The organism is Alcaligenes sp. NLF5-7, assembly GCF_024266725.1.
GTDB classification, from domain to species: domain Bacteria; phylum Pseudomonadota; class Gammaproteobacteria; order Burkholderiales; family Burkholderiaceae_B; genus Alcaligenes; species Alcaligenes phenolicus.
Genome location: NZ_CP100755.1, coordinates 369,236 through 387,833 on the forward strand (window position 1 = coordinate 369,236; position 18,598 = coordinate 387,833).

The following is an 18,598-nucleotide window of genomic DNA, read 5'->3' on the forward strand; positions in this document are numbered from 1 at the left end:
TTACATTTAAACAATGAAGCCGGCGTTACAAGCACCCTTCGGAATGATGTTTCTCATGGAGCGGCAAACCGTTTTTTTGACGGGCCTCGTGCTCAGGATCCTGGCTAAAATTACCCGGATGCAAAATCAGCAGAATGGATTGTTGATTTCTGAACAAGTGTGGACATGCACCACACTTTTCCTCGCCACCGTTTCCCCGTCCCCGGACGTGCCTCCTTCTTAAAGCAGACACCATGAATCACGAACAAGCAGAAAAACAGGTGCTGCAAGCCATTCCTGTCCTGGCAGCGAAGCAAAGCATTGACGAATGCATCACTCAACTGCAAGCCAGCGGCCTGTCAGAAGTCCGTGCGACCAAGCTTTGCGTGATGATTCCCGAAGCCTTCGGGCTGGCACTGGCCTGGCGCCTGGGTGCAGCACTGCCTGATGAAGAGCAGATGTTTGATGTGCGCAATCGCGCAGGCGAGACGGTTCAGGTCCCCATGCTGGGCCAGCATGTGTTTTCCGTGGCGCTGGCCATGGCTGTCGCTGTACTCAAGCAGGGCTGGTATCCGCCTATCACTCGGGAAGCATTTGAGGCAGTCAGCAATCGCAGCGCCATCATGTCCGTGCTGCAGCAGATAGAGGGCAATCTGGAAGGTGCTGGCACGCCCGATCTGTTCTTGTGGGGCTTGGTGGCAGAGGACATCATCGCAGACGAGTCCTTGCCCTAGATTTATATAAAAAAGCCAGCCCGCGGTAGGCTGCACAGGGAGCGGCTGGCTTTATTTCCTCTGCTCCTCTGCCTCAAGCTTCTACAAGCGTGTAGTCCAAGCCAAGGCAAACGGAATACAAGCCGTATTCTCAAGCCTGTTCAGAGCTGTCGTTCAGTTCCACATCGCTGGCTTGAGCACTCTGCCGCCTGGCTTTCTGCTCCCGCAGAAACGCCAAGGCACGGGCAGGATCACGAGTACGCGCAAAGGGGGGCAAACCACGCCACAGCAATTTGCCGTAGGGCTTCTCGACAATACGGGTGTCGCCCACCATCAGCACGCCCCAATCACGTTCGGTACGGATCAAACGCCCTGCCCCTTGCTTCAAGGCAATGGCGGCTTCGGGCAACTGGTATTCCATGAAGGGATTACCGCCCCTGTCCTTGCACTCCTTGATACGCGCTTCCAGCACCGGATCATCCGGCGGAGCAAAGGGCAGCTTGTCGATAGCAACCAGCGTCAAGGCATCACCGGGCAGGTCAATCCCTTCCCAGAAGCTGGCGCTCCCCACCAAAACCGCATTACCACGGGCACGGAACTCGTCCAGCAGAACTTGCCGTGAACGCTCCCCCTGGCGCAGCACATTGCGTTCGATGTCTTCCCGATCAAATCGGTCCCGCAGCATATCTGCAATCCGCTCGACCGAGCGCAAGGTGGTACAGAGCACCAGCACACCACCCTGCCCCGCCTTGATCAGCGGAATAAGCGCATCCACGAAGGCCTGATTGAAGTTGGGATGGCTAGGAAGCGGCAAGGTGCTGGGGACGTAGAACAGCGCCTGATTCGGATAATCGAAAGGCGAAGCCCAGGCTTCGGTGCGAGCATCAAACAAACCCAGTTGACGCTTGAAGTGATTGAAATCACCATGCACCGACAAGGTGGCCGAGGTCAGCACCCAGGACTGCTCCTTGCCTCGGTAGCGCGAGAAAATCTTGGCCACCGACAAAGGGGCACTGTGCAGGCGCAGATAGTGCTGACCGCTTTCTACCCAACGCACGAACTCGTCGGGCTGGTCTTCGTCTTTTTCACTTTCTGGCAAATAGGCGTGGCGGCCTTGACGATCCGGCTGGCTCCATTGGAACAAGCGCGCACGTAACTCCAAGGCGCTTTTATGCGCCGCCGTCAGATCAGGATGGCGCTCAGCCACCATGGCCAGCATCTTGATGACCTTGTCAAAGGTCTCCAGCAAATTCTCCAGCGCCTCATCAAAAAGCTCGGGCTCGGGCAAGGCCTGAAAAGTGGCACGGCCACCTTGGGCGGCCAGCGACGCGGTGCGCAAATGCAAATCCCGAGCCGCTTGCTCCAGCTTGCGCGCCACCTGACTCCAGTCCACGGTCTCGCGCGCCTGGGCCAGACCCGCCGCTTCTATCTGACGACACAAATCCGTCAATTGATACAAGGACACGCTACTACCCAGAAAACGGGTGGCCACGTCGGGCAGTTGGTGTGCCTCGTCAAACACCACCAGATCCACGCTAGGCAACAAATCCGTCACACCCTCTTCGCGCAAGGCCAGGTCCGCCATGAATAGAGCATGGTTCACCACTACTACATCCGCATCCTGGGCATGACGGCGCGCCTTCATCACAAAGCAGTCGCGCACAAAGGGGCAATCCTGTCCCAGGCAGTTATCGCGTGTGGAAGTGACTCGGTGCCAGATATCCGCGTCTTCCGGGACTTCGGCCAGCTCACCCTTGTCGCCGCTACGGCTGCGCTCCGTAAAAAGCTGGATGGCCCGCAGATAAGCAATTTCCGCACGGGACTTCAGGGCACGGTCATCCTGCCCCAATCGTTCCAAATGGTAATGACAAACGTAGTTGCTGCGCCCCTTGAGCAAGGCCACATCCACCGGCAAGGCCAGCGCCTTGCGCAGGTGGGGAATATCCCGACGGAACAATTGGTCCTGCAAGGTGCGCGTACCGGTCGAGACCAAGGCTTTGCCACCTTGCATGAACACAGGCACCAGATAGGCCCAGGTCTTGCCCGTTCCGGTACCAGCCTCGGCAATCAATACACCGGACTCGGCAACCGTCTCGCTGATGGCTTGGGCCAGCTCCAGCTGAGCCTGCCGCGGACGATAGTGCGAGACAGACTCTGCCAGAGGGCCTTGGGGAGAAAAGATATCGGAATAATCCTGCAACAACATGGGGCAAAACCGCTCAGGGAGAGGTGACGAATGACAGAACTGTCTACAATCACAGTGGAATACATACAAGATGATACCTGCCAATTCTGGGTCGCTGCCGGTCTTTATGGCAAAATGCGGCGCTTGCAGACCCTTTTACAACGATGGACCCATAACTGAAATGACTGTGGAAACCCTCGCCCAGCAACAGGATCACCAACAGATTCTGGCGCTACTGGCCTCTGAACTGAACATCCGCATCCAACAAGCCGCCTCTACGGTTGAGCTCTTGGACAACGGGGCCACGGTCCCTTTTATTGCCCGTTACCGCAAGGAAGCTACCGGCGGCCTGGACGATAATGTCCTGCGTGATCTGGAAGTGCGCCTGATCTATTTGCGCGATATGCAATCGCGTCGTCATGCCATTCTGGAATCGATCCGCCAGCAAGAAAAACTGACGCCCGAGCTGGAGCAAGCCATTTTGGCGGCTGACACCAAGCAGCGTCTGGAAGACTTATACGCCCCTTACAAGCCCAAGCGCCGTACCCGTGCCCAGATCGCCCGCGAAGCCGGCCTGGAGCCGCTGGCGGACGCCATTCTGGCCCAGAAGGACGCAGACCCTGTGGCGCTGGCCGAAGGCTATCTGAATGCCGAAGCCAAGATCGACACGGCCAAAGCCGCCCTGGACGGTGCCCGCGACATTCTGGCCGAACGCTTTGCCGAGCAGGCCGATCTGCTGGAAGCCATGCGCGACTATCTGTGGAAGTCCGCTCACCTGTACTCCAAGGTTGCCGAAGGCAAGGAACAGGAAGGCGACAAGTTCCGCGACTGGTTCGACTTTAACGAAGCGCTGCGCCAACTACCTTCTCACCGTGTACTGGCTTTGTTGCGCGGTCGTCAGCAAGGTGCACTGGACCTGCGCCTGGGCCTGAACCCCGAGCAGGATGCGCTTCTGCCCCACCCTTGTGTACTGAAAGTCGCCGAGCTGACCGATATTGGCGCTGACTTTTCCGCCGACGCCAGCCCACGCGACCATTGGCTGGCCGAGGTTTGCCGCTGGACCTGGCGCGTCAAGTTGCTGACAGCATTCGAATCCGAACTGATTGGCCGTCTGCGCGAAGAAGCCGAGCAAGAATCCACCCGCGTGTTTGCCGCCAATCTGCGCGATTTGCTGCTGGCAGCCCCCGCTGGCAATAAAGCCGTTCTGGGCCTGGACCCAGGTATTCGTACCGGCGTAAAAGCCGCTGTGATCGATGCAACCGGCAAGGTGCTGGATACCGCCACCGTCTACCCCTTTGAACCCCGTCGTGACCGCGAAGGCGCCATTCGTACCCTGGCCGGCCTGGCGACTCGCTACCAAGTTGAACTGGTGGCGATTGGTAACGGCACAGCGTCACGCGAAACCGAGAAACTGGTTGCCGACCTGCAATCCGCTTTCCCGCAGTTGCCTTTGACCCGCGTGGTCGTGTCCGAGGCGGGCGCTTCGGTGTACTCCGCCTCTGAACTGGCCGCACAAGAATTCCCGGATATGGACGTCAGCCTGCGCGGTGCCGTCTCTATTGCCCGCCGCCTGCAAGACCCACTGGCCGAGCTGGTCAAGATCGACCCCAAATCCATTGGTGTGGGTCAGTACCAGCACGACGTGAACCAGCGCGAACTGGCTCGCAGCCTGGACGCCGTAGTTGAGGATTGTGTGAACGCCGTGGGTGTGGACGTCAACACCGCCTCTGCTCCCCTGCTGGCGCGCGTTTCCGGCCTGAACAACACGCTGGCCAAAAACATCGTCACCTGGCGTGACGAAAACGGTGCCTTCCAAAGCCGCAAGCAGTTGCGTGAAGTGCCGCGCTTTGGTGAAAAAGCCTTTGAACAGGCAGCGGGCTTTTTGCGTATTCCCGGTGCAGCCAACCCTCTGGATGCCTCGGCAGTTCACCCCGAAGCCTACCCGGTTGCCGCCCGCATTCTGGAGCGCCTGCAAACCGAAGCCAGCGATGTCATGGGTAAATCCGGCGCATTGAAAGGCTTGTCGCCTTCGGACTTCACGGATGAACGCTTTGGTTTGCCCACCGTGCGTGATATTTTTAATGAAATTGAAAAGCCCGGTCGCGACCCTCGCCCTGAATTCACCACCGCCAAGTTCCAGGAAGGCATCAACTCCCTGAACGATTTGACGCCCGGCATGATTCTGGAAGGCGTGGTCACCAATGTGGCCAACTTTGGTGCCTTTGTGGACGTGGGTGTGCACCAGGACGGTCTGGTGCATATCTCGGCCCTGTCCGAGACCTTTGTCAAAGATCCGCGTGATGTGGTTCGCGTTGGGCAGACCGTTAAGGTTAAAGTCCAGGAAGTGGATGTAGCTCGTAAGCGTATCGGCTTGACCATGCGCCTGAACGACGACAGCGGCCCTGTGCGTGGTTCCAGCAACACCAGCAACGCACCCCAGCGCCGTTCCGGAAACAATCGCCCCAACCGGCAAGCTGAACCGGCACCGACAGGTGCTATGGCAGCCGCCTTTAGCAAACTTCGGAGATAAGCCATGACTGAGACCGAGCGCCTTTCCCAACTGACGCGTCTGCTCAATCTGCTGACCGGATTTGATCAGAAGGAACAGGATATTGCAGCCATCAGCCAGTCCGTGCTGACAGCCAGCGCCAGCCCGACAGCGATGGGTGAGGCGTATGGCAAGCACGCCCAGAACTTGATGGAACACGATCCGGATGGCGCTCTGATCCTGGCCATCAGCTACGAGCTGGACGACTATCTGGCTCTGGCCGATACCGTGGACGAACTGTGGGAAGAGATTCTGGCTGCCTTTGAAAGCCAGGATCTGCCCGCCTTTCCCTACGACGACATGCCTTTTCAGGACGTGGACGGCTTTTTCCAATGGGCGAACGAGCAGTTGCAGGAGTTTCACCCCTCCTACTGCCTGCTGGAATTTGCCCAAAGCTATGACGAGGAGTTTCAGCTGATCGTGGTCAAACGCGAGAGCCTGGAGGAAATCCTGAGTCTGTGTGAAAAGTTGGATATTCCTGCCCAGCCAGCCGAATAAGGCCAGCAATCCCGGCCTAAACACACCAAGCCCTGCGTGAGCATTCATGCAGGGCTTGATGCTTTTGGCCCGCTTGAATGCCAAGCAGCTCAAAGCGCATTAGTCTAGTCCCGCCATCAACATCAGCAAGCGAGCCTCTTGTGCTCGCTTGGCTGCTTGGCCCAAACATGAACACCCACTTTGCCGGGACCGGCGCAAAGTCAGTTCCAGCGCGGCAAGGTCCAGAAGGAAAAACATGGAGCAAAAACACTGGTCGCAGGTCGAACTCCTGCACGAAACCGTATCCAACCCCAATATCCATGTGCGTGGCACGCACAGCTACTACAGCCATGCCTGGACCGGCAGTTTTGAAGAAAGCGTGGTGCGTTACCTGTACGGGGACGAGTACAGCCTCAAGGCATGGACCTCGCAATGGCCAGTGGACCAGCTCCACATCGGTGACTACGTCTGCATCGGTGCCGAGGCCGTCATCCTGATGGGTGGCAATCACACCCACCGCATGGACTGGTTCAGCCTGTATCCCTTCGTAGACAAAATTACGGAGGCCTACGTTGGCAAAGGTGACACCTACATCCATGACGGTGCCTGGATCGGTATGCGGGCCATGATCATGCCCGGCGTGGTCATTGGTGAAGGTGCCGTAATTGCCTCGGGTGCACTGGTCACCAAGAATGTGGCCCCGTATACGATTGTGGCAGGCAACCCAGCTGTGCCGGTGCGCAAGCGCTTTGAGGACGCAGCGATTGACCGGCTATTGGCCTTGAAGATTTACGACTGGTCGGAAGAGAAATTCACGGCGTTGCGAGATGTGATCTGCGCAGAAGATATTGCAGCATTGGAGCTGGCCAGCCAGGACTGGGATCAGAAGTCCAAAGCCCAAGGGCGACTGGCCTAGGCTCAAGTCCAGGTCTTAAGTCCGAATCCAGGTTTCGGGCTCAGAATTCAGAGTTCACGTTCGAATCAGATCTGATTTGGCTTGGCTTGGTTTGGCTTGGTTTGACCTGACCTGATTTCAAGAATGAATTTAAGGCCAAAGCCGATTACACGAGCAAGCTCAAGCCAAGCTCCAGCTTTGATCTTCTGCACACGTTCAATACAACGCAGAAAGAACAGCCCCAAAAGTGAGATAGGTCTCTCTTTTGGGGCTGCTCATTTTCAAGCAATCTTCAAGCTGAAGCGTTGCTGCTCAAAGAAGCTTGCTGCCTCCACTGCGGCATCAATCCTGAACAGCCGATCAATCCCACAGTAGACAAACCACTTAGTCGCGCATCGAATCCAAAGCGGCTGCAACGGCATCACGCAGATCTGCCGATACTCGTGCCACTTCTTCACCGGCACAATGGATTTGCAACTCCTGACCTTCCTGCTTGGCAACTTCGGCAAAAGCCGCAGTCTGCAGTGCCTTGATCGCCACACCAGCCTGTTTTGGGTCTGCATAAGAGCGAGACAGAAACAGCTCTTGTCCAGCAGCATCTTGCAGGCGGAAACGGAAGGTGCCGTCTTCGTCGCGGAAGTTCACAAAACGAGCTTTACGAGCCTTGGCTTCAGTCTTGCTAACTGCCACGCTCAAGGGGTCACGCAGGCCCACGGCCGCCTTCAATTCATGGATGAAGGGAGTAGCGTAGGCACGAGCCTTGCGCGCGCCGACTTGCAGCAAATCCTCAATATCCTGGGGACGAGCCATCAAGGCTTCGTAGCGATCACGCATGGGCGCAATCATGGCTTCCAGCAACTGATGCAAGGCATCCTTGGCCTCGCCCCAGGCCATGCCGTCGATCAACTGCTGACGAAAGGCCTGGGTCTGCTCGGGTGTCGCAAATGCCTTGTACAAGGCCGTCAGGTGCGAATCATCGGGATCTTTAGACTCGCCGGGACCTTTGGAGTCCGTCACGATGCGGGCAATGGCTGCCTTCAGTGCCTTGGCACCACCCTCGAACAGAGGAATCGTGTTGTCGTAGCTCTTGGACATCTTGCGGCCATCCAGACCAGGCAAGAGGGCCACGTCCTCTTCCACCTGCACTTCAGGCAATACAAACAGCTCCTTGCCACGGCCATACAGGTGGTTGAAGCTCTTGGCGATATCGCGTGCCATTTCCAGGTGCTGCACCTGATCCCGGCCCACGGGCACCTTGTGGGCATTGAACATCAGGATGTCGGCCGCCATCAGTACGGGGTAGCTGAACAGGCCCATGGTGACGCCATCATCAGGCTCTACGCCCGCCGCTTCATTCTTGTCGACAGAAGCCTTGTAGGCGTGGGCACGGTTCATCAAGCCCTTGCCGGTTACGCAACCCAGCATCCAGGACAGCTCCGGAATTTCCGGAATATCGGATTGACGGTAGAACGTTACTTTTTCCACATCCAGGCCGCAGGCCAGCCAGGTAGCAGCAATCGCACGGCGCGAAATGGCTACGCGCTCCGGATCGTCACATTTGATCAGGGCGTGGTAGTCCGCCATGAAGAAAAATGCGTCGACATCGGCTTGCTGGCTAGCACGGATAGCAGGGCGAATCGCCCCGGCATAATTACCCAAGTGTGGAATACCGGTCGTTGTAACGCCGGTCAGTACTCGTGTCGTCATGATAAAAAATACGCTTATAAAACTACGTGTCAGGGTTCAGGAATCAGACGCGTGGCCAGTGGCCGCGCCCAGCATCCTACAAAATAACTGCCTGGCGCCGTTCTGACTCCAGGTACTCCCGCGATTGCATTTCCATCAAACGCGAGACAGTACGGTGGAACTCATTGGCCATAGGGCCATCCACATACAATTCTTCTTCAGGCACCGCTGCGGACATGATGAACTTCACCTTGTGATCGTAAAAAACGTCGACCAGCCAGGTGAAGCGTCGCGCCGCAGAGGCATCACGCGCCGTCATGCGAGGTACGTCAGACAAAATCACGGTCTGGAAGCGGTTCGCCAGTTCCAGATAGTCGTTTTGCGAACGTGGGCTGACGCACAGGGTCTCGAAATCAAACCAGACGGCTGAACCGGACAAGGCGACCGCTTTTACATCCCGGTTTTCAATACTGAGCACCGGCTCTTGAGGGGCCGTGTCCGACAAGGCGGTGAACATTGATTGCAGCTCTGCGGTGGTCTGCGGGCCCAATGGCGTCAAATAGGTTTTCACCTGCTCCAGAGCACGACGGCGATAATCCACGCCCGTATCCACGTTCATGATATCCATGTTCTTCTGGATCAGCGCAATCGCAGGCAAGATGCGGTCGCGGTGCAGGCCTTCCGGATACAAGGTGGAAGGCTCATAGTTGGAGGTCATCACAAAGGACGTACCGCGCTCGAACAGACCCAGCAGCAGCTTGTACAGAATCATGGCATCGGCCACATCCGAGACGTGGAACTCGTCAAAACAGATCAGGCGATAACGCTTGGCGATACGTTTGGCGACCTCATCCAAGGGATCGCTCATGCCTTTGACCTGATTCAGCTCTTTGTGCACGCCGCGCATGAACTCATGGAAGTGAATCCGAGTTTTGCGCTTGAGCGGCACCGTCAGGTAGAAGGCGTCCATCAGGAAGCTCTTGCCGCGCCCGACCCCACCCCACAGGTACACACCACGCGGCACCTCCGGGCGGGAGAACATACGACGCAAGGCGCTGGAGCGCATTTTGCGAAACTCTACCCACTCGTCGTAATAGCGTTGCAGCCGGTCTATAGCTTGCTCCTGTGCCTGGTCGGCACGGTAGCCTTTTTCCGCTAAAGCCTGATGGTAATACTCGCGAACATTCATATCACTGAAAATAAAAGAACCTGTCCAAGACAGGTAGTAGTCTGCCAGCATGCACTGCGATCCACAGCAGCACCGCTTTTGATGCAGGGTCTGAGCATACTGCGCGGTCAATTATCTCACGCATCGCAACCGCTACGGACTGCTGTGATCAGCCTTTCGTGACGAAAAAAAGGGCGAGCCTGTGCCCGCCCTTTTCCAACAACACCCTGAAAGTCTATCAGAAGTTCAGAGCGCGTTTGTCCACTGCCAAGGCCGCTTCTTTCAGGGCTTCGGACAGGGTTGGGTGAGCATGGCAAATACGGGCGATATCTTCCGACGCGCCACGGAATTCCATGATTGCAACAGCTTCAGCCACCAGCTCGGAAGCCACAGGGCCCACAAAGTGCACGCCCAGAACTTCGTCCGTCTTGGCATCCGCCAGAACCTTCACAAAGCCGGTCGTGTCACCCAGTGCGCGGGCACGGCCGTTAGCCAGGAAGGGGAAGCTGCCAGCGCGGTAAGCACGGCCTTCGGTCTTCAGTTGCTGCTCGGTCTTGCCAACCCAAGCGATTTCGGGCGAGGTGTAGATAACCCAAGGTACAGTGTCGAAGTTGACGTGGGGCTGCTGACCAGCCAGACGCTCGGCCACAGCCACACCTTCCTCTTCGGCTTTGTGAGCCAGCATAGGACCACGCACCACGTCACCCACCGCCCAGATACCTGGCAGGCTGGTGGCGCAATCGTCGTCCACAACCACGAAGCCGCGCTCGTCCAGTTTCAGACCGATGGTGTCTGCACCCAGACCGGCAGTGTTAGGCACACGGCCGATGGATACGATCAGCTTGTCGGCTTCCAGCTTGTGCTCGGCACCAGCGGCGTCCACGTAGTTGATGGTGACCTGTTTGGCAGACTTCTTGATTTCGCCAACTTTCACGCCCACATTGATCTTCAGACCTTGCTTGGTGAAAGCCTTCAGGGCTTCCTTGGCAACGTCGCGATCCACGGCGGAAAGGAACTCGGGAGCACCTTCCAGAATGGTCACTTCGGCACCCAGGCGACGCCACACGCTACCCAGTTCCAGACCAATCACGCCGGCACCGATAACGGCCAGCTTCTTGGGAACCTTGGGCAGACGCAGTGCGCCGTCGTTGGACAGAATTTGCTCTTCGTCGAACTCGGCACCGGGCAAGGCACGAGCCGAGCTACCGGTAGCGATGATGACGTTCTTGGCAACCAGCTCTTCAGCGTTGGCACCGGCCACGTTCACCGACCAGCCGCCGTCAACCTTGGCGCCAAAGGAAGCGGTGCCGTGGAAGAAAGTGACCTTGTTCTTTTTGAACAGGTACAGGATGCCGTCGTTGTTCTGCTTGACGACCACGTCTTTGCGACCGATCAGCTTGTCCAGATTCAGCGATACGCCCTTGACGTCCACACCGTGATCAGCCAGATGCAGATTGGCGTGCTCGAAGTGCTCGGACGATTGCAGCAAGGCCTTGGAAGGAATGCAACCAACGTTGGTGCAAGTACCGCCAGGAGCGGGTTTGCCTTCAGCGGTGGACCATGCGTCCACGCAAGCGACGCTCATACCCAGTTGAGCAGCACGGATGGCGGCGATGTAGCCACCAGGGCCTGCACCAATCACGACAACATCAAATTGCTTAGCCATAAAAAATCCCATAAATGTGAAAAGGCACGCTGGACCGCCCGGAAGTCGGGCGGGAAAGTATCAGGTGGCGAACGCCAACCCCCAGGGCCTTAAACAAAGTCGGCCAAGGCTTAGAAGCAAGCACTTGGCCGTAAACATACTAGACCGAAACTACCGCGTGCTTAGACGTTCAACAGCAGACGCTGTGGATCTTCCAAGGCTTCCTTCATGGCCACCAGACCCAGAACGGCTTCGCGGCCGTCGATGATACGGTGGTCGTAGGACATGGCCAGGTAGTTCATGGGGCGAATCACGATCTGACCGTTTTCCACAACAGCACGGTCCTTGGTGGCGTGAATGCCCAGGATGGCGGACTGAGGTGGGTTGATGATGGGGGTGGACAGCATGGAGCCGAACACGCCACCGTTGGAGATCGAGAAGGTACCGCCTGTCATTTCTTCCAGGGTCAGCTTGCCGTCGCGGGCACGGGCACCGAAGTCAGCGATTTGCTTTTCGATGTCAGCGATGGACATTTGATCAGCGTTACGCAGGATAGGCACCACCAGACCGCGTGGGCTACCAACGGCCACACCGATGTCAAAGTAACCGTGGTAGATGATGTCCTTGCCATCAACCGAGGCGTTCAGTACAGGGTATTTCTTCAGGGCGGCAACAGCAGCCTTGACGAAGAAGGACATGAAGCCCAGTTTCACGCCGTGCTCTTTCTCGAACTGATCTTTGTATTTCTTGCGCAGATCCAGCACAGCTTGCATGTTGACTTCGTTGAACGTGGTCAGCATGGCGTTTTCGGACTGCGACTGCAGCAGACGCTCGGCGATGCGAGCGCGCAGACGGCTCATGGGCACGCGCTGCTCTGGACGGCCGTCCAGGGACAGGGTTGGAGGGGCAACAGGAGCAGCAGCAGGTTTAGCAGCAGCGGCGTTGGCTTCCAGAGCGTCACCCTTGGTGATGCGACCACCACGGCCGGAACCTTCCACGGAGCTGGCTTCCACACCCTTTTCAGCCAGGATCTTGGCAGCAGCAGGCGAAGCAACCGAAGAGGCGGCGGAGCTGGCAGCAGGAGCGGCAGCGGCTGGGGCAGCAGCAGGAGCGGCTTCTTGTGCAGCGGCGGCAGGAGCGGCAGCGCTGGCCTTGCCTTCGGAGTCGATACGGGCCAGCACGTCGCCGGAAGTCACAGTGCTGCCGTTGGCCTTGACGATTTCGCTCAGCACGCCCGAGGCAGGAGCGGGAACTTCCAGCACAACCTTGTCGGTTTCGACTTCGATCAGGATTTCATCAGCCTGGACCATTTCGCCAGGTTGTTTTTTCCACTCCAGCAAAGTGGCTTCGGAGATGGATTCAGAGAGTTGGGGAACCAGAACGTCGGTAATTGCCATGATTATATTTTCCGTATTTAAAATTTAGGGTGCGTTATTTGGTCAGCATGAAGCCTTTGCGAGCGCCGAAAGCCTGCTCCAGCAGCGCCTTTTGTTGTTCCTGGTGTTTGGCCAGGTAACCAACGGCAGGCGAAGCGGACGCGGCACGGCCGGCGTAACCCAGCTTCTGACCTTCGGTCATGTTCTCGTAGATGTGATGCTGAATGTAGAACCATGCACCTTGGTTTTGAGGTTCGTCCTGAACCCAGATAACTTCCTTGGCGTTGCTGTACTTGGCCAGCTCTGCCTGGAAGGCCTTGTGGGCAAACGGATACAACTGCTCCACACGGATAATGGCAATATCGTTGCGCTCCAGCTCTTTACGGTGGTTCACCAGATCGTAGTAAACCTTGCCCGAGCAAGCCAGAACACGTTTGACAGCGGCTGCATCAATTGCCTGATCGGTCTCGCCGATCACGGGCATGAAGTGACCCTCAGCCAGATCGCTCAGTGGCGAGGTAGCGTCTTTATTACGCAGCAAGGACTTGGGCGTCATGATGACCAAAGGCTTGCGGAAAGGACGGATCATCTGACGACGCAGCACGTGGAAGATCTGGGCGCCGTTGGTGGGCTGAACAACCTGGATATTGTTGTCAGCGCACAGTTGCAAGAAGCGCTCGATACGGGCCGAGGAGTGCTCCGGACCCTGACCTTCGTAGCCGTGTGGCAGCATCAGAGTCAGACCGCAATGACGGCCCCACTTGGCTTCACCCGACGTAATGAACTGGTCGATCACAACCTGGGCACCGTTGGCGAAGTCGCCGAACTGAGCTTCCCAGATAGTCAAAATGTTGGGCTCTGCCGAAGCGTAACCGTATTCAAATGCCAGCACGGCTTCTTCGGACAGAACCGAGTCGATCACCGTGAAGTTGGCCTGGCCTTCGGAGACGTTCTGCAAAGGAATGTAGGTGCCGTCGTTCCAGCGCTCACGTTTTTGATCGTGCAGCACAGCGTGACGGTGGGTAAACGTACCACGGCCCGAGTCCTGGCCGGTAATACGGATGGCGTAGCCGTTGTTCACCAAGGTTGCAAAGGCCAAGTGCTCGCCCATGCCCCAGTCCACCTGAGCTTCGCCACGTGCCATGGCACGACGGTCGTTCAGCATGCGGTTGACCAGTGGGTGAACCGTAAAGCCTTCTGGCACGGTGGTCAGTTTTTCACCAATGCGTGTCAGTTCGGACATAGGCAAGGCGGTGTCAGCCTGGTCAGTCCATTTGGCGCCCAGGAAAGCAGACCAGTCGGTGGCGTACTTGTTCTTGTAGTCTGTCAGAACAGGTTCAACCGTGCGCTTGCCATCTTCCATCAGTTGACGGTAAGCCTTGACCAGATCTTCGGGTTCGTTCTCGGACAGAATGCCTTGAGCAACCAGCTTGTCGGCGTACAGTTTGCGTGTACCGTTGTGCTGACCAATCTTCTTGTACATCAGCGGCTGGGTCATCGAAGGAGTGTCTTGCTCGTTGTGGCCCAGTTTGCGGAAGCAAACAATATCAACCACCACGTCGTGTTTGAACTCGCGGCGGAAGTCCAGAGCCAGCTGAGTCACGAACACCACGGCTTCAGGATCGTCGCCGTTCACGTGGAAGACGGGGGCTTCAATCATCTTGACCACGTCCGTGCAATACAGCGTGGAGCGTGTATCGCGAGGATCAGAGGTGGTGAAACCGATCTGGTTGTTAATAACGATGTGCAGCGTACCACCGGTACCGTAGCCACGGGTCTGGGCCAGGTTCAGTGTTTCCATGACCACACCCTGACCGGCAAAAGCCGCGTCACCATGAACCAGCACGGGCAGAACCTGGCTGCCGTCTTCGTCGCTACGACGATCCTGACGAGCACGGACCGACCCCTCGACCACTGGGTTAACAATTTCCAGGTGGGATGGGTTAAAGGCCAGAGACAGGTGAACCGGACCGCCACGAGTGGACAGGTCGCTGGAGAAACCGTTGTGGTACTTCACGTCGCCGTCGGTCAAGCCTTCAGCGTGACGGCCTTCAAACTCGGCAAACAGGTCACCGGGCATCTTGCCCATGATGTTGACCAGCATGTTCAGACGACCACGGTGAGCCATACCCACGATGATTTCCTGAACGCCGTTCTCGCCAGCGTGGTTGACCACTTCATCCATACAAGCGATGAAGCTCTCGCCACCTTCCAGGGAGAAGCGTTTCTGACCGACGTATTTGGTGTGCAGGAAGCGCTCCAGGCCTTCAGCCTCGGTCAGCTGCTGCAAGATGTTGCGTTTTTGCTCAACGTTAAAAGAACCTGTGCCATGCACCGACTCCAGGCGCTGCTGAATCCAGCGCTTGACGACCGGGTCGGAGATGTACATGAATTCTGCGCCCACCGAACGGGAGTACGTATCACGCAAGGCCTTGAGCATGTCGCGCAGCGTCATGGTGTCGGCTTTGGTGAAGTAAGTGTTGGTGGCGGAGTAGACCTGGTCCAGATCTGCTTCGGTCAAACCGTAGAAAGCAGGGTCCAGTTCAGGGATGCTGGGGCGTTCGGAGCGCTTCAGGGGATCCAGATCAGCAATGCGTGCACCCAGGGAGCGGTAAGCAGCAATCATGGACTGAATCGACACTTGCTTCATGGCAACTGTCAGGTCCGGTGCTTGGGCGCTGGTCAGGAAGGCATTGGCTTTGGCACGCTGAGCGAAGGACTCGACAATGGGAGCGTGAGCTTGATCGCGGGTGCTGTCGCGGCCGTCAGTCGCAGGCTGGTGCTGCAGCTGGTCGAAGTACTCGCGCCATTGGTCGGCGACGGAGCCTGGATTGTCGAGGTAGGACTCGTAGAGTTCTTCGACGTAAGGAGCATTGCTCCCGAACAAATAAGAGTTACTGAGCAGTTCTTTTTGCGATGACATTATTACGCTTCACCTATCCGAGTGTTTCACTCGTGTTGAGATGCAGGAAAACCTTCCGCGACACGGACCTCGCCGGTTAGCGGATAGCAGGAGCAGAAGGCAACGTGGGACGCCTTATACAAGCCGTATTGATCTAGTATAACGCCGCACACAAAAGGCGCAATTAATGACATCTAAAATGCTTGGCGACTGCGTCATACCGTTGGCATTAACAAACACATCGATCTATCACGAGGGCGAATTCTTACAAAAGAAGCGCTCCAAATCATGATTGACGCCCCTTGGCTGCCCCACATGAAGGAAAAATTCCGATATGCTAATCGGGTGCAGCAAGTACGCGCTTCGCGGGCCCCTTTTCCACCAAACCGAGCCCAGCCTGCCCTTGGTCACCTTGAGGCAGGCAACAAGCGTTGCCATGACATATGCTGCCTATAACAAATCAGCACCTACCTGGCGACTGTATTTCTTATAAATTAGATTCACTTTTACACTAGAAAATCCTATCAGGAGCTTTACCAAAATGGATGCCAACGCCGATCTGGCCAAACTTGCGCTGGACTATCACGCGTATCCCACTCCCGGGAAAATCTCGGTGGTCCCTACCAAGACCCTAGCCAATCAAGATGACCTCTCGCTAGCCTACTCCCCCGGCGTTGCATCTGCTTGCATGGCCATCCACGCCGAAGGCGAAGAAGCCGCCGCCAAGTACACCTCGCGCGCCAACCTGGTTGCCGTGGTTACCAACGGTACCGCCGTGCTGGGTCTGGGCAATATCGGCCCCCTGGCCGCCAAGCCCGTCATGGAAGGCAAAGGCTGCCTGTTCAAAAAATTCGCTGGCATCGACGTGTTCGATATCGAATTGAACGAAACCGATCCGGACAAGCTGGTCGACATCATTGCCGCACTGGAACCCACCCTGGGTGGTGTGAACCTGGAAGACATCAAGGCCCCCGAATGCTTCTACATCGAGAAGAAGCTGCGCGAGCGCATGAGCATTCCCGTGTTCCACGATGACCAGCACGGTACCGCCATCATCTCGTCCTCCGCTGTTCTGAACGGCCTGAAAGTCGTCAACAAGAACATCGCCGACATCAAGCTGGTTTGCTCGGGCGCTGGCGCTGCTGCCATTGCTTGCCTGGACTTGCTGGTTGCCCTGGGAGTGAAGCTGAGCAACATTTTCGTGGCTGACTCGCGCGGCATCATCTGGAAAGGTCGCGACGAGAACATGGAGCCCAACAAGGCTCGCTACGCTCAGGAAACCGATGCCCGCACCCTGGCTGATGCCATGGTTGGCGCTGACGTGTTCCTGGGTTGTTCCGCTCCTGGCGTATTGTCCGCCGACATGGTCAAGACCATGGCCGACAAGCCCCTGATTCTGGCCCTGGCCAACCCCGAGCCTGAAATCCGTCCTGAAGTAGCCAAGGCTGCCCGCCCTGACTGCATTATCGCGACTGGCCGTTCGGACTACCCGAACCAGGTCAACAACGTGCTGTGCTTCCCCTTCATCTTCCGTGGTGCCCTGGACGTTGGCGCCAGCGTGATCAACGAAGAAATGAAGCTGGCTTGCGTGAAAGCCATTGCCGATCTGGCCCAGGTCGAGCAAAGCGACGATATGGCCACTGCTTACGGCGGCGAAGATCTGCGTTTTGGTCCTGAGTACATCATCCCCAAACCGTTCGACTCCCGTCTGATCGTTCAGATCGCACCTGCCGTGGCCCAAGCTGCGATGGACTCCGGCGTTGCCGCCCGTCCTATCGAAGACATGGACGCCTACCGTCAGAAACTGATCGCCATGACCTACCACACCGGCCCGCTGATGCGTCCGTTGTACATGCAGGCCAAGGCTGCGCCCAAGCGCATCATTTACGCTGATGGCGAAGACGAGCGCGTATTGCGTGCCGTGCAAACCGTCGTGGACGAGAAGCTGGCCCAGCCTATTCTGGTGGGTCGCCCCAGCGTGATCGACATGCGCGTCAAGAAAGCTGGCCTGCGTCTGGAAGCGGGCAAGAACGTGCAAATCGTTGATCCTGAAGACGACGATCGCTTCACCGAGACCTGGACTGCCTACTACAAGCTCAAGGCACGTGAAGGCGTGACTCCAGACATCGCCAAAGCCATGATACGCAAGCACAACTCGCTGATCGGCGTGATGCTGCTGCAACGTGGTGATGCTGACGGCATGATCTGCGGCGTGGCCAGCAACTACGACAGCCAGCTGCACTATGTTGAGCAAGTCATTGGCCTGAAGAAAGAAGCCCAGACTTTCGCCGCCATGAACGTACTGATGCTGCCTACACAAACTCTGTTTGTGTGCGACACCCACGTCAACGAGAACCCCACTGCCGAACAGATCGCCGACATGACGATCCAGGCCGCCGAGGAAGTTCGTCGTTTTGGTGTGGTGCCTCGCGTGGCTCTCCTGTCGCACTCGAACTTTGGCAGCCGCCAGACCGAGTCGTCCCGCAAGATGGCCAAGGCTCGTCAGATCCTGGCTGAACGCGCTCCCGACCTGGAAGTGGACGGCGAAATGCACGCTGACTCCGCCCTGTCCGAGAAAATCCGCCTGAAAGCCTTCCCCGACAGCACGCTGCGCGGTTCGGCCAATCTGCTGATTACTCCTAACCTGGACGCCGGCAACATCACCTACAACATGCTGAAGATGACAGGCAGCAACGGTGTGGCCATGGGCCCCATCCTGCTGGGTGCGGCTCGCCCCATCCACATCCTGACCACCAGCGCTACGGTGCGTCGCATCATCAACATGACAGCCCTGGCTGTTGTGGATGCACAGCAAGAAGCCCAGCAAAACAGCTAATCCTGTTTAGCTGAATAAAAACCGGATGCAGCGTAAAGCGGCATCCGGTTTTTTTTTAATGATGACTTTGGCACCCAGTTTCGCTGAACAAAGCTGTCGCCTGATTCAACAGAGTATCGGTGCTCAGGATCCAGCTCATTTAGCCACAATGGATACAACACAGCCGCGTATCCTCTCTCAGGGTTGGC

The 18,598-nt window shown here is 57.2% G+C and carries 11 protein-coding genes; 5 read left to right on the forward strand and 6 right to left on the reverse strand.

All coding sequences use genetic code 11. The features are described from left to right. Positions 1 to 233: 233 nt before the first annotated feature. Complete coding sequence (locus MID00_RS01800) at positions 234 to 713, forward strand: hypothetical protein (RefSeq protein ID WP_254499589.1); 480 nt, start codon at positions 234 to 236, stop codon at positions 711 to 713. Between the two features lie 130 nt (positions 714 to 843). On the opposite strand, the gene MID00_RS01805 is transcribed toward MID00_RS01800, so the two are convergent. After that, positions 844 to 2,898: an ATP-dependent DNA helicase gene (locus tag MID00_RS01805; protein WP_026484303.1), complete on the reverse strand. Its 2,055-nt coding sequence runs from the start codon at positions 2,896 to 2,898 to the stop codon at positions 844 to 846. Between the two features lie 160 nt (positions 2,899 to 3,058). Here MID00_RS01805 and MID00_RS01810 point away from each other — a divergent pair, with 160 nt between their 5' ends. From MID00_RS01810 to MID00_RS20595, 3 genes are all read left to right on the forward strand, one after another. After that, complete coding sequence (locus MID00_RS01810) at positions 3,059 to 5,407, forward strand: Tex family protein (RefSeq protein ID WP_060185728.1); 2,349 nt, start codon at positions 3,059 to 3,061, stop codon at positions 5,405 to 5,407. A 3-nt stretch (positions 5,408 to 5,410) separates the two neighbouring features. Continuing rightward, entirely contained in the window at positions 5,411 to 5,923 is a 513-nt protein-coding gene (locus MID00_RS01815; protein ID WP_250756857.1) for a hypothetical protein, read from the forward strand. Positions 5,924 to 6,158: 235 nt separating this feature from the next. After that, positions 6,159 to 6,818, forward strand: a complete 660-nt coding sequence (locus MID00_RS20595) for a CatB-related O-acetyltransferase (RefSeq protein ID WP_009457660.1) — start codon at positions 6,159 to 6,161, stop codon at positions 6,816 to 6,818. A gap of 363 nt (positions 6,819 to 7,181) precedes the next feature. Here MID00_RS20595 and MID00_RS01825 read toward each other — a convergent pair whose 3' ends face one another. From MID00_RS01825 to MID00_RS01845, 5 genes are all read right to left on the reverse strand, one after another. Continuing rightward, positions 7,182 to 8,504 carry a tryptophan--tRNA ligase gene (locus tag MID00_RS01825; protein WP_022983551.1) on the reverse strand — a complete coding sequence of 441 codons (1,323 nt, stop codon included), beginning with the start codon at positions 8,502 to 8,504 and terminating at the stop codon, positions 7,182 to 7,184. 76 nt (positions 8,505 to 8,580) lie between these two features. Continuing rightward, a complete protein-coding gene (gene zapE, locus MID00_RS01830) occupies positions 8,581 to 9,672 on the reverse strand; it encodes a cell division protein ZapE (protein ID WP_035271417.1) in 1,092 nt (363 codons plus the stop codon). A gap of 217 nt (positions 9,673 to 9,889) precedes the next feature. Beyond that, positions 9,890 to 11,317 (reverse strand): dihydrolipoyl dehydrogenase, encoded by a 1,428-nt coding sequence (gene lpdA / locus MID00_RS01835; protein ID WP_009457672.1) that lies wholly within the window; start codon positions 11,315 to 11,317, stop codon positions 9,890 to 9,892. Positions 11,318 to 11,478: 161 nt separating this feature from the next. After that, the gene (gene odhB / locus MID00_RS01840; RefSeq protein WP_009457673.1) at positions 11,479 to 12,693 is read right to left on the reverse strand and encodes a 2-oxoglutarate dehydrogenase complex dihydrolipoyllysine-residue succinyltransferase; all 1,215 of its coding nucleotides are present in this window, start codon (positions 12,691 to 12,693) and stop codon (positions 11,479 to 11,481) included. Positions 12,694 to 12,727: 34 nt separating this feature from the next. Beyond that, entirely contained in the window at positions 12,728 to 15,595 is a 2,868-nt protein-coding gene (locus MID00_RS01845; protein ID WP_009457674.1) for a 2-oxoglutarate dehydrogenase E1 component, read from the reverse strand. A 520-nt stretch (positions 15,596 to 16,115) separates the two neighbouring features. Between MID00_RS01845 and MID00_RS01850 the strand changes: the two genes are divergently transcribed. Then, complete coding sequence (locus MID00_RS01850) at positions 16,116 to 18,410, forward strand: NADP-dependent malic enzyme (RefSeq protein ID WP_250756856.1); 2,295 nt, start codon at positions 16,116 to 16,118, stop codon at positions 18,408 to 18,410. The last annotated feature ends 188 nt before the right edge of the window (positions 18,411 to 18,598 follow it).